A 12,068-nucleotide genomic window follows, 5' to 3' on the forward strand; every position below is an offset into this window, starting at 1 on the left:
GCACCAGGCTCACTGGGCGCGGCGAGGTGCATTTCGGCTGGGTTCTGGAGGGCAAGGCGGTCCAGGACGTCTGGATTCTGCCGGCGCGGAATGCCGGGGTGCAAGCCTCTCTCGGGCCATGGACCTTCTACGGCACGACGTTGCGCGTCTACGACCCCGGCGCGGACGCCTGGCATATCTTCTGGAGCGATCCGCGCAACCAGTATTACAGCCGCCAGCTCGGCCGCGCCGAAGGCGACACAATCGTGCAGATCGGCGCCGACGGCATCGGCTCCTCGGTGCGCTGGAGCTTTTCGCACATCACCGAGAACGCCTTCCGCTGGCTTGGCGAGCGTTCGCATGACGGCGGCAAAACCTGGCGCAAGGAGGTCGAGTTCCTGGCGCGGCGCTCGACTCCAGCCCGACCGATCAACCACCTTAATCATGGAGAAAAGGATGCTTGACCATATCTCGATCGGCGTCCGCGACTGCGACGCCTCGAAACGCTTCTACGACGCCGCTTTTGAGCCCCTCGGCTACTCGTGCCTCAGCCAGTCACCCGGCTCGCTCGGCTACGGCGCCAGGACCGTAGAACTCTGGGTCAATGAGGCCGGCCGGCCGGTCCCGGCCGACGCGGACTCCGGCCTGCATTTCTGCTTTGCCGCACCGACACGCGCCGGCGTCGACGCTTTCCATGCGGCGGCCTTGCTTGCGGGTGGCAAGGACAATGGCCGGCCCGGCCTGCGCGCCGCCTATGGCGACAACTACTACGCCGCCTTCGTAATCGACCCTGACGGCTACCGGCTCGAGGCTTATTGCAACAAAGCTGAATAGCCGGCTGAAATCCTCCCGTCCTGTTCCCACCGCTCCCGCTTTGCTCTACGAATGCAGGGCTTGGGCTTCGCCAGGCGGGAGGGGACCAGCGATGCCGAGCTTCGACACCCTGTTCAACGCCTTCGTCACCATCCTGGTGACCATCGATCCGCCCGGGCTGGCACCGCTCTTCCTCGCCGTCACGCGTGGCATGAACCGGGACGAGCGCCAGCAAGTCTCGGTGCGAGCTTCGGTGATCGGCTTTCTGGTGATGGCGTTGTTCGCCGTCGCCGGCGCGTCGATCCTGTCGGTGTTCGGCATCACGCTGCCGGCCTTCCGCGTCGCCGGCGGCTTCCTGCTTTTCTTCATCGCCTTCGAAATGGTGTTCGAGCGCCGTCAGGACCGCAAGGAGAAGATCGGCGACGTCGCCATCACCAAGGACATGATCCACAACATCGCCGCCTTTCCGCTGGCGATCCCGCTGATCGCCGGTCCCGGCGCGATATCGGCGACAGTGCTGCTGTCAGGACACTTCGAGGGCTTTGCCGCGCAAGCGGCGCTGGTCGGCATCATCGCGATCTGTCTTGTGCTCACCTTTCTGGTGTTCGTGCTGGCAGAGCGCATCGACCGCATCCTCGGCCAGACCGGCCGCTCGATCCTGACGAGGCTGCTCGGCGTTATCCTGGCGGCGCTTGCGGTGCAGTTCGTCGCCGACGGCGTCAGGGCGCTGATGGCTGCCTGAGCAGCATCCCTACTGCCTTATTTCACTGCTGTATCGACCACCTCGAAATCATGCGTGACGGCCGCCGTCTTGGCCATCATCGCGGTGGCCGAGCAGTATTTCTCGATCGACAGGTCGATCGCCCTTTTCACCTTGTCGTGCGACATCGCGCGACCCTTGACGATGAAATGCATGTGGATGCGGGTGAAGACGCGCGGTTCCGTCTCGGCACGATCCGCGTCCAGCTCGACCACGCAGTCCTCGACCGCCTCGCGACCTTTTTCGAGGATATGGACCACGTCATAGGCCGAGCAGCCGCCGGTGCCGATCAGCACCAGCTCCATTGGGCTCGGCCCTGGCGTCCGGCCTTCCGGCCCACGCGCCGTGCCCAGCACGACTTTGTGACCGCTGCCGGACTCGCCGACAAAGGTGCGTTCCTCAACCCATTTGACGCGTGCTTTCACGATGATCTTCCTTAGACGCTGCTTTGCAAGCGGACTATCGCCGCAACTATCAACTATAGGCAATTCCGGACGGAAAACCGCGGCGCACTTTCGCTCGAAATTGTTTATTGGCCGAATACGACCGTGTGCATGATGCGGCCGGGCACCAACGTGAAGATGCCGGCGCCGATCAGCGCAAATAGGTAGAGCTTGATCATGACGCTGCGATGCGCGGCCACTTTATGGGTGTGCACATACCAGACCGCCAGCGGGGCGGTGACAACCACCAGGATCGACAGGATGTGGATCGGGCTGAACGGCCCGATCAGGCGTATCTGCTGGATCCAGAAGCTCGAGACGGCGACGACCAGCATCAGCGCTGCCCAGGCATAGCCCAAGACGCGGTGGCGTGTCGTGCCTTTCGGCAATGCCAGTTGCGCCCCGCCTATCGCCAGCGCGGCGAAGGCGGCGAACGCGTGCCATGGAATGGGAGGAGGCGCTGTCAGCAACGATCCGAGCGACATCGCGCCTTCCCCTCAAACGACGATTGCGAGACCTTCAGAACGGAATCTCGTCATCCAGCTCGCGCGATGAACCACCGCCACCGCCCCTGGAACCGCCACCGCCGCCACGGCTGAAGCCTTCGTTCGGACCCGACTGGCCGAAATCGGAACCCCGGCTGTTGCCGCCGGCATAACTGCCGACCTGGCCGCCGCCTTCGCCGCGCGCGTCGAGCATCTGCAGCTCGCCACGGAATTTCTGCAGTACGACCTCGGTCGTGTAGCGATCGTTGCCGGTCTGGTCCTGCCATTTGCGCGTCTGCAGCTGGCCCTCGACATAGACCTTCATGCCCTTCTTCAAATACTGCTCCGCCACCTTGGCGAGCTGGTCGTTGAAGATGACGACATTGTGCCACTCCGTCTTTTCCTTGCGCTCCCCGGAATTCTTGTCGCGCCAGCTTTCGGACGTGGCGATGCGGATGTTGACGACCGGGTCGCCCGAATTCAGGCGGCGGATTTCAGGGTCCGCCCCGAGATTGCCGACCAGAATGACCTTGTTGACGCTACCCGCCATCGTACTTCTCCGCGCTCATCCGAAACAAATTTTAAGTCGCTCACCTTACAGCCTGCGGTTCGCCCATGCCCGCGAAGGCTGGCTTTTCCCACAATGTTTTTGTTCTCTGTTCGTTCTAGTCTTGACCGCTGTTTCTGTCAAGGAATGTCAGCAACAGGTAGTATTCCTGGGCAGGAAACAAGGGGGATATCGGAATGAACGTTGTTTCGCATGAGGATCAGCCGCGCGAAACGTGGCGCGCCGGGGTCGAAACCCGCATGCATGTTGCCGCCGCCAATGGCGCGGCGGGCCTTTGCATATTCGAGCAGTGGGTCGGACCGGGTAGCGGCGCACCAACGCATGCGCACAAAGTCGAGGAAGTACTGACGGTGATTGCCGGCGAAGCCGAAATGTGGGTCGACGACCGACGGGCCGTGCTTGCCGCCGGGCAGTCCCTGATCATTCCCGCGCACCGTAAGCATGGCTTTCGAAACGTAGCTTCCGGCACGCTTCACATCCATGCCGTGCTCGCATCGCCAATCTTCGAGGCAAGCTTCGACGGAGCGGCGGAGCCGGTGAGACGCTGGACGGCCTAAAACGGCGCTTGCCAAACCAATAAGTATCGACTTATGCTTTGTGCATGATCGAAGCAGAGATTTTCCGGGCCCTGGCCGATCCGACACGCCGGGCCGTCTACGAGCGGCTCGCGGCCGGCGAATTGACGGTGTCCGAGCTGCGCGCCGGCGTGAGCGTGTCGCAGCCGGCCGTCTCGCAGCATCTTGCCGTGCTGCGCGGCGCCGGACTGGTGATCGAGCGGCGCGCGGGCCGCAACGCCTATTACCGCGCCGACCCTCAAGGGCTCGATCCCTTGCTCGGCTGGATCGAACGCTACCGCGCCTTCTGGCCGGAGCGCATCGAGCGTTTGAAGAGGGTTCTGAAGGAAATGGACCAATGACGATTACCAAACACCCAGCAGCGGCCAACGCGCCGCTCAGCTTCGAATGCGAGCTTGCCGATCCGCCGGAAAAAGTCTGGCGGGCGCTCACCGAGCCGGAACTGCTCGCCGCTTGGCTGATGCCCAACGACATCAAGCCAGCGATCGGTGAGCGCTTTGCCTTTGCCGGACCAAACGCGCCGATCGAGTGCGAAGTGCTCGAGGCCGAGCCCGGCAAGCTGCTGCGCTATTCCTGGCGTGAGCGACCGGGCGTGGACGCTGCCGACCGGCTACCGGCATTCGACGGCCCCATCTTCGACAGCATTGTCACCTTCACGCTCGCGCGCACGGTTTCCGGCGGCACGCATCTCAGCATCGTCCATGATGGTTTCGCGACGGTCGCGCAACCTGTCGTCGCCGTTTCCGGCGCCGGCTGCGGGATTTCGCTCCACGCGCGCAAGAGCCCAGCTGCCGCCAACGCGCCAAGCATGATGCTGCGCGCGGCTTGACCAAAGAACCGAGGAGATCTGCGATGAGCGCCTTTGCCAATCTCGTGCCGATGGTGATCGAGCAGTCGAGCCGCGGCGAACGCGCCTTCGACATTTTCTCGCGGCTGCTGCGCGAACGCATCGTTTTCATCAACGGTGAGATCAATGACGGCGTGTCGGCGCTGGTCTGCGCGCAGCTCCTGTCGCTGGAATCGGACCATCCCGACAAGGAGATATCGATCTACATCAACTCGCCGGGCGGCGTGGTGACCAGCGGCTTCGCCATCTACGACACCATGCAGTACATCTCCTGCCCGGTGTCGACGGTGTGCATGGGCTTTGCCGCCTCGATGGGCTCATTCCTGTTGATGGCGGGCTCGCCCGGTCGGCGCATCGCGCTGCCCAACACCAGGATCGTGCTGCATCAGCCGCTGGGCGGCTTCCAGGGCCAGGCCTCCGACATCCAGCGCCACGCCGAGGACATCCTGCGCACCAAGCGCCACATGACGGAGCTGTACGCCAAGCATTGCGGCCGGACCTATGACGAGGTCGAGCGCACGCTCGACCGCGACTATTTCATGACCGCCGAGGAAGCTAAGGCCTGGGGGCTCGTCGACCATGTCTACGACACGCGCAAGAAGGCGGCCTGACCGCGCGGCAAATTGATTGCGGCGCATCTGGCCTCGCCTTCGGCGCGCCTCTATAGTTCGCGCATGATCCGAGCGCGTTCCTTGACGAATCTGGGTTTTGCCGTTGTCGCAGTCGCCGGCGTGCTTGCGGTCGGCACCGCCGCTTTTGCCGACGACAATTCGACACAAAAACTGCCCGGCGTGAGCAGCGACTACCGTATCGCCAAGCCCGCGCCGCAGCCCGAGCCTGACGACTCACTGCCAGCCGGCAGCAACGGCACGTTCAAGATCGGCGACACCGATGTCAGGATTTCGGGTAGCATAACCATCGACATGGCAACGGGCGCCATCAGGCCTCCCAACCACTGAAGCTTACCCCGCATTGCGGACGCCGGCGACGGACCTTCGACTCGCAAAATGCAAGCCCCGCCACTGCTTCCGCAGGTGGACGGGGCTTTCATGGATCTGAAACCCAATTTTAGCCGGGAGTGGACTGCCGGCGTTCTGTTTCGGATGCAACGCGGCTTTCAGCCGACGATCCGACTATGGTCTCTGATTGTAGGAATCGGCAGGTCACGTTTTTCGGGTGGCGCTCACGCCTACCCTGGCACTATGCCCGCCGCGGCTCCATCGCTTCGTGGAGCCTCAAGGGACTGTCCGGTGGCGTCATGCTCCGCTCCTGGTCCGTTGTGGCAATGTCGTCCGAAGCGCAAATCGCTGAAGCCTGCGGCGTCTCGCAGGCCACCTCTGGGTGACGAGGCCATCGACAGACGGCCGGCTTCGTTGACGCCTTTGAGACTGCCCCCATGGGTCCGGGACGTCAACCGTTGAAGAGCCGGTTACAGAAAAATGTGATCGATCGGAGGTTACGTCCAGGTAAGTCGAATGCCTTCGACTGATCGGTCGCGACGGTTTTTGCAGCCGCTGTTTCCACAGCGCTTTGTCAGGAGGGTGTTCGGCCTTTGTTCTTTCCGCTTGCCCGCTCGCGCGAAAGGCGGTTAAACGCTTTGGTCGAGATTGTGGCGTCTCTCGACGCGGCGACGAGATTACCTACATAGGGGATGGCCGGGACAAACCCGCCAATCCAGCAAATTCCAGACCTGAGGCGGCGACCGGCGATGGCCGACCAAAAATATCTTTCCATTCGCGGCGCGCGCGAACACAATCTCAAGAACGTCGATCTCGACCTGCCGCGCGACAGCCTGATCGTCATGACCGGCCTGTCGGGATCCGGCAAGTCGTCGCTTGCCTTCGACACCATCTATGCCGAGGGTCAGCGTCGCTATGTCGAAAGCCTTTCGGCCTATGCCCGCCAGTTCCTGGAAATGATGCAGAAGCCGGACGTCGACCAGATCGACGGCTTGTCTCCCGCCATCTCGATCGAGCAGAAGACGACGTCGCGCAACCCGCGCTCGACAGTCGGCACCGTCACCGAAATCTACGACTATATGCGCCTGCTCTTCGCCCGCGTCGGCATTCCCTATTCGCCGGCCACCGGCCTGCCGATCGAAAGCCAGACGGTCAGCCAGATGGTTGACCGCGTGCTGGCGCTGGACGAGGGCACGCGTCTCTACCTGCTGGCGCCGATCGTGCGCGGCCGCAAGGGCGAATACCGCAAGGAACTTCTGGAGCTGCAGAAGAAGGGGTTCCAGCGCGTCAAGGTCGACGGCGTCTTCTACGAGATCGCCGACGTGCCGGCGCTGGACAAGAAATACAAGCACGACATCGACGTGGTCGTCGACCGCATCGTAGTTCGCGGCGATCTGGCGACGCGGCTTGCGGATTCGATGGAGACGGCGCTGAAGCTCGCCGACGGGCTTGCGGTGGCCGAGTTCGCCGACAAGCCGCTCGACGCCAGCCGGACGGGCGAGGACTCGGTCAACAAGTCGAAGAACGAGACGCATGAGCGCATCATGTTCTCGGAAAAATTCGCCTGCCCGGTGTCCGGCTTCACCATTCCCGAGATCGAGCCCAGGCTGTTCTCCTTCAACAATCCGTTCGGCGCCTGCCCGACCTGCGACGGCCTCGGCAGCCAGCGCGCCATCGACGCCAACCTCATTGTGCCGGACGAGAATGTCTCGCTGCGCGACGGCGCCATCAGCCCGTGGGCGAAATCGACCTCGCCCTATTACGCGCAGACGCTTGAGGCCTTGGGCAAGGCCTATGGCTTCAAGCTCGGCGACAAGTTCAAGGATCTGAGCGCCGAGGCGCAGCAGGCCGTGCTGCACGGCACGGGCGAGCGCGAGATCACCTTCCAGTATGACGACGGCCTGCGGTCCTACAAAACGACCAAGACCTTCGAGGGCGTCATCCCCAACCTCGACCGACGCTGGAAAGAAACGGAATCGGCCTGGATGCGCGAGGAGATCGAGCGCTTCATGTCGGCCACCCCCTGCCCCGCCTGCAACGGCTACCGGCTGAAGCCGGAAGCGCTCTCAGTCAAGATCGCCGGCAGGCACATCGGCGAGGTCACGGAGCTGTCGATCCGCAAGGCCGACCGGTGGTTCACCGATCTGCCGGCGCAGCTCAACGAAAAGCAGAATGAGATCGCCGTCCGGGTGCTGAAGGAAATCCGCGAGCGCCTGCGTTTCTTGAACGATGTCGGCCTCGACTATCTGACGTTGTCGCGCAATTCCGGCACGCTGTCGGGCGGCGAGAGCCAGCGCATTCGTTTGGCCTCGCAGATCGGCTCAGGCTTGACGGGCGTGCTCTACGTCCTGGACGAGCCGTCTATCGGTTTGCACCAGCGCGACAATGCCCGCCTGCTCGATACGCTGAAGCACCTGCGCGACATCGGCAACACGGTGATCGTCGTCGAGCATGACGAGGACGCGATCCTGCATGCCGATTATGTCGTCGATATCGGCCCGGCCGCCGGCATCCATGGCGGTGAGATCATCGCGCAAGGCACGCCGCAGCAGATCATGGCGACGCCCGCCTCGATCACCGGCAAGTATTTGTCGGGCGAGCTCGAGGTCGCGACGCAGGCGGTGCGCCGCGAGGCGAAAAAGAACCGGCGTATCAAGGTCATCGGCGCGCGCGGCAACAATTTGAAGAACGTCACGGCGGAGATCCCGCTCGGCACTTTCACCTGCGTCACCGGCGTCTCCGGCGGCGGCAAGTCGACCTTCCTGATCGAGACGCTGTTCAAGGCGGCCTCACGCCGCATCATGGGCTCGCGCGAGCATCCGGCCGAGCATGATCGCATCGAGGGCCTGGAGTTCCTCGACAAGGTCATCGATATCGACCAGTCGCCGATCGGCCGCACGCCGCGCTCCAACCCGGCCACCTATACCGGCGCTTTCACGCCGATCCGCGATTGGTTCGCCGGTCTGCCGGAGGCTAAGGCGCGCGGCTATCAGCCGGGCCGTTTCTCCTTCAACGTCAAGGGCGGCCGCTGCGAGGCGTGCCAGGGCGACGGCGTCATCAAGATCGAGATGCACTTCCTGCCCGACGTCTACGTCACCTGCGACGTCTGCCATGGCAAGCGCTACAACCGCGAGACGCTGGACGTGCTGTTCAGGGGCAAGTCGATCGCCGACGTGCTCGACATGACGGTCGAGGAAGGCGTCGAGTTCTTCTCGGCGGTGCCCGGTGTGCGCGACAAGCTGGAGACGCTGAAGCAGGTCGGGCTCGGCTACATCCATATCGGCCAGCAGGCGACGACGCTGTCCGGCGGCGAGGCGCAGCGCATCAAGCTGGCCAAGGAACTGTCGCGCAAGGCGACCGGTAAGACGCTCTACATCCTGGATGAGCCGACCACCGGCCTGCATTTCCACGACGTCGCCAAGCTTCTGGAAGTGCTGCATGAGCTGGTCGACCAGGGCAACACGGTGGTGGTGATCGAGCACAACCTCGAAGTCATCAAGACCGCCGACTGGGTGCTCGACCTCGGCCCCGAGGGCGGCGACGGCGGTGGCGAGCTGGTAGCCTCCGGCACGCCGGAAGCGATCGTGCGCGAAAAGCGCAGCTACACCGGCCAGTTCCTGAAGGAGCTTCTGGAGCGGCGCCCCGGGGGCAAGCGCGAAGCGGCCGAGTGAGCAAGTGGGTCGGCAAGCGTTTGGAACAGTCTCAAATGAAGATCAGGCAAGCGCTTGCAGGTGATCTCCAAGCTGTCGTCGCGATAACCACGGACGCCTACGCCCCCTACACCGCCCTGTTCGGCGCGCCGCCGATCCCGGTGACCGAGGACTATGCGCCCCGCATTGCGCGCGGCGAGGTCTGGCTGCTGGAGGATGGTTCCGATCTGGCCGGGCTGCTTGTCCTCGAGCGGCACGACGATCATGCCATGATCTTCAGCGTTGCCGTTTCGCCGGCCTTCCAGGGCAGGAAACTCGGCATCGCGCTGCTCGACTTCGCCGACGAGCAGGCGCGGTCATGGGGCGTGCCGGAGGTGCGGCTCTACACCAATTCGCGCATGGAGCGGAACATCGCGCTCTATTCGGCTTACGGCTATCGGGAAACGGGTCGCCGCGCCAACCCTTACCGGCCAGGATGGATATTGGTCGACATGGCCAAGCCGGTCGACAAAGCAGCCTGAGCCGCATTCAAAACTCGGAGGAGGAAGACGATGAGCCAAGGAAAGATCCGCTCCGGCATGGGCGGCTGGACCTTCGAGCCCTGGGACACCTCCTTCTATCCGGACAAGCTAGCCAAGGCCAAGCAGTTGCACTATGCCAGCCGCCAGGTGCCGAGCATCGAGGTCAACGGCACCTATTATTCCAGCTTCAAGGAGCCGACCTTCGTCAAGTGGGCGAACGATACGCCGGACGGCTTCGTCTTTTCGCTCAAGGGCAACCGTTTCGTCACCAACCGCCGCGTGCTCGGCGAGGCCGGGGAATCGATAATGCGCTTCCTCGGCTCGGGTATTGTCGCGCTCGGCGACAAACTGGGACCGATCCTGTGGCAGTTCGCGCCGACAAAGAAGTTCGATGCGGACGATCTCGAGGCCTTCCTGAAGCTGCTGCCCGACAAGCAGGACGGCGTGCCGCTGCGCCATGCGCTCGAAGTGCGGCATGACAGCTTCATTGTCCCGGAATTTCCGGCTCTGGCGCGCAAATACAATGCCGCCATCGTCTATGCCGACCACGCCAAATATCCGGCGATCGCCGACGTCACCGGCGATTTCGTCTATGCCCGCCTGCAAACCGGCAGCGACGACAATCCCGATTGCTACACGCCGAAAGGGCTCGACGAATGGGCGGGCCGCGTCAAGACCTGGGCGGAAGGCAGGCAGCCGGCCGATTTGCCGCGCGCCGATCCCAAGACCGACGCGCCGGTCAAGCCGCGCGACGTGTTCGCCTATTTCATAAGCGAGGGCAAGGTGCGTGCGCCCTTCGGTGCCATGGCGCTGATGAAGCGGGTGGCGGCCTAAACTGCCGCGGCTCTTTGTTGGAACGCCGGAAGTTTGCCCGGCGCGGAACGCCGTCGGCGGTTGGCTTGTCGGAACCTGCTGGCCATGTTGACCGTTCTGTCCCAGCCGATCGCGAGGTCGGCGGAGGGTGATCTCGCCGAAAGATTCGGTACGGCGACCTCGCGAAACGCTCGCCACATCCCGCAGCGTCGGAAAGGAGCGAGGGAAGATGACCGTCATCCTCGGTGCGTTGCTTACCATCGCAGGCGTCGTCTACATGGCAGGCGCCACTTTGAGGCGCGGACGCCTGAGTGACCCGGCATCTACAGCGCCGGACCGTCCGGCGCCGAACCTGGCAACACCAGGCCCCACACTGGAGCCGCGGCGACGCGGACTCCGTTTCCTCGGCCTGTCTCAGAATTGGCCAGGTCTGGTGATGATGGCGGTCGGCATCATACTGCTGTTGTCGGTGTTCGTCCTCTGACCTTACGGAATGTCGGAGTCTTCGCTCGCAGCCGCGTGCTCGACATCCACCGCTGCGCTTGAAGCTCAGAGCAATTCCGGAACGGTTGAAGTCTTGCTGCTCAGGCCGTCAATGGTGCTCGATTACTTCGTTATAGGCGTCGAGGTCAACGTAAAAAACCTTGGTTATTTCGCCGAGCAGATCATCCTCGTCGTAGCCCTGCGACATCAGGATGTTGATCGCCGTCATGATATCGACGCGCTCGGTCAGTCGCCGCTTCTGATAGTCCTCGACAAAACGTTCCATCGCCTTCCCCTGGCAAGCTTTTGTTGGACGCATCGACCGACAATCACTGCGGGGAAAGCTAGGCGAGCTTGCTTGCGCGGACCTTGCGGGCGGAGCCCGCGCCATCCCCTTCATCTCGACTGATACGGAAAGAGCCCGACTCACCAAGGCCATGGAAAGACTAGCATGCGCTAATGGCCACACAGAGCCGTCGAACACTTCGTCATCCTTCCGCGTAACGACGCGAACCGAAGCGAAGACCCAAGGATCCATTCCGTTACTAGCAAGCGTCATCAACGGTGCATAATCAGCAATGATCTAGGCGTCCGCACGAGGAATCTATTCTGCATCGCGAGACCGGCGACGGCGTGCGTAGCTTCGGCCGCATCACCAGCGCCCGCCCGAGTGGCGAGTTGCCGCTGGTCACCGCACAGGTCGCCGCCGCGCCGCGAAGGCATCTGCCTCAGCACCGCAAACACCTCGAAGACATGCGAAGGAATGTTGCGGTCGCCGCGCTGAAGCGGCGCGAAGCCGGACTTCAGATTTTCGAGGACCGTGAGCAGCGGAGAGATCTTCCTGCCCTGCGGCACGATGCGATGCCCGACCGGGCGCGGTCATACGCCGCGCTCCGGTCGAGCGCCTTCCCCTCGAAGGCAACCCTTCCGCTCGGCAACCGGTGATGGTTGACGATCCGATCTCATCAAACTTGGTTGCAAGCGACGTGCCAAACGCGGACGCATGCGGGGATCAGGAGAAATAGTCATAAATACAAACGTTTAGCGCTTGAGAAGCGAATAAAACGACGCCGATCAAGCACCCTGGGTTTGAGAAAACGTTGCGCAGCTCTGCCTAGATTTTGCCCAAATCATAAAATGCCCAATGCTTAATCTCGTCTCCGTGCCGGCAC

At 62.9% G+C, this 12,068-nt stretch carries 16 protein-coding genes and 1 pseudogene; 12 read left to right on the forward strand and 5 right to left on the reverse strand.

Annotated elements, in window-relative coordinates; all coding sequences use genetic code 11:
• The 3 genes from EOA75_RS19590 to EOA75_RS19600 form a co-directional block, all read left to right on the forward strand.
• Positions 1–443, forward strand: a 443-nt coding sequence (locus tag EOA75_RS19590; protein ID WP_245466678.1) for a hypothetical protein, incomplete at its 5' end; no start/stop codon positions are given.
• On the forward strand, positions 436–813 hold the full coding sequence (locus EOA75_RS19595) for a VOC family protein (protein WP_127324938.1): 378 nt from the start codon (positions 436–438) through the stop codon (positions 811–813). The genes EOA75_RS19590 and EOA75_RS19595, both read left to right, overlap by 8 nt.
• 91 nt (positions 814–904) lie before the next feature.
• On the forward strand, positions 905–1,534 hold the full coding sequence (locus EOA75_RS19600) for a MarC family protein (RefSeq protein WP_066992466.1): 630 nt from the start codon (positions 905–907) through the stop codon (positions 1,532–1,534).
• Between the two features lie 17 nt (positions 1,535–1,551).
• Here the strand turns inward: EOA75_RS19600 and EOA75_RS19605 are convergent, their stop codons facing one another.
• From EOA75_RS19605 to EOA75_RS19615, 3 genes are all read right to left on the reverse strand, one after another.
• The gene (locus EOA75_RS19605) at positions 1,552–1,977 is read right to left on the reverse strand and encodes an OsmC family protein (RefSeq protein WP_067319759.1); all 426 of its coding nucleotides are present in this window, start codon (positions 1,975–1,977) and stop codon (positions 1,552–1,554) included.
• Positions 1,978–2,081: 104 nt separating this feature from the next.
• Positions 2,082–2,480: a DUF2306 domain-containing protein gene (locus EOA75_RS19610; protein ID WP_127324939.1), complete on the reverse strand. Its 399-nt coding sequence runs from the start codon at positions 2,478–2,480 to the stop codon at positions 2,082–2,084.
• A gap of 34 nt (positions 2,481–2,514) precedes the next feature.
• Positions 2,515–3,030 (reverse strand): single-stranded DNA-binding protein, encoded by a 516-nt coding sequence (locus EOA75_RS19615; RefSeq protein ID WP_127324940.1) that lies wholly within the window; start codon positions 3,028–3,030, stop codon positions 2,515–2,517.
• 257 nt (positions 3,031–3,287) lie between these two features.
• Between EOA75_RS19615 and EOA75_RS19620 the strand changes: the two genes are divergently transcribed.
• The 9 genes from EOA75_RS19620 (at position 3,288) to EOA75_RS19660 (ending at position 10,897) form a co-directional block, all read left to right on the forward strand.
• Positions 3,288–3,605 carry a cupin domain-containing protein gene (locus tag EOA75_RS19620; protein ID WP_082953686.1) on the forward strand — a complete coding sequence of 106 codons (318 nt, stop codon included), beginning with the start codon at positions 3,288–3,290 and terminating at the stop codon, positions 3,603–3,605.
• A gap of 44 nt (positions 3,606–3,649) precedes the next feature.
• The gene (locus tag EOA75_RS19625; protein ID WP_067319753.1) at positions 3,650–3,964 is read left to right on the forward strand and encodes a metalloregulator ArsR/SmtB family transcription factor; all 315 of its coding nucleotides are present in this window, start codon (positions 3,650–3,652) and stop codon (positions 3,962–3,964) included.
• A complete protein-coding gene (locus EOA75_RS19630) occupies positions 3,961–4,452 on the forward strand; it encodes an SRPBCC domain-containing protein (RefSeq protein ID WP_127324941.1) in 492 nt (163 codons plus the stop codon). The genes EOA75_RS19625 and EOA75_RS19630 overlap by 4 nt, the downstream gene beginning before the upstream one ends.
• A gap of 23 nt (positions 4,453–4,475) precedes the next feature.
• A complete protein-coding gene (locus EOA75_RS19635; RefSeq protein WP_066992448.1) occupies positions 4,476–5,081 on the forward strand; it encodes an ATP-dependent Clp protease proteolytic subunit in 606 nt (201 codons plus the stop codon).
• An 81-nt stretch (positions 5,082–5,162) separates the two neighbouring features.
• The gene (locus EOA75_RS19640; protein ID WP_245466679.1) at positions 5,163–5,429 is read left to right on the forward strand and encodes a hypothetical protein; all 267 of its coding nucleotides are present in this window, start codon (positions 5,163–5,165) and stop codon (positions 5,427–5,429) included.
• A gap of 749 nt (positions 5,430–6,178) precedes the next feature.
• A complete protein-coding gene (uvrA, locus tag EOA75_RS19645) occupies positions 6,179–9,100 on the forward strand; it encodes an excinuclease ABC subunit UvrA (RefSeq protein WP_127324942.1) in 2,922 nt (973 codons plus the stop codon).
• A gap of 35 nt (positions 9,101–9,135) precedes the next feature.
• Positions 9,136–9,600 carry a GNAT family N-acetyltransferase gene (locus tag EOA75_RS19650; RefSeq protein WP_066992439.1) on the forward strand — a complete coding sequence of 155 codons (465 nt, stop codon included), beginning with the start codon at positions 9,136–9,138 and terminating at the stop codon, positions 9,598–9,600.
• Positions 9,601–9,630: 30 nt separating this feature from the next.
• Positions 9,631–10,434, forward strand: a complete 804-nt coding sequence (locus EOA75_RS19655; RefSeq protein WP_066992436.1) for a DUF72 domain-containing protein — start codon at positions 9,631–9,633, stop codon at positions 10,432–10,434.
• Positions 10,435–10,642: 208 nt separating this feature from the next.
• A complete protein-coding gene (locus tag EOA75_RS19660; RefSeq protein ID WP_067320133.1) occupies positions 10,643–10,897 on the forward strand; it encodes a hypothetical protein in 255 nt (84 codons plus the stop codon).
• Between the two features lie 108 nt (positions 10,898–11,005).
• Here EOA75_RS19660 and EOA75_RS19665 read toward each other — a convergent pair whose 3' ends face one another.
• Complete coding sequence (locus EOA75_RS19665; protein WP_127324943.1) at positions 11,006–11,182, reverse strand: hypothetical protein; 177 nt, start codon at positions 11,180–11,182, stop codon at positions 11,006–11,008.
• A gap of 352 nt (positions 11,183–11,534) precedes the next feature.
• Positions 11,535–11,852: pseudogene (locus EOA75_RS19670) on the reverse strand (ABC transporter ATP-binding protein); the annotation flags it as partial.
• Positions 11,853–12,068: the final 216 nt, after the last annotated feature.

It is taken from the genome of Mesorhizobium sp. M1A.F.Ca.IN.022.07.1.1 (assembly GCF_003997575.1).
GTDB lineage: Bacteria > Pseudomonadota > Alphaproteobacteria > Rhizobiales > Rhizobiaceae > Mesorhizobium.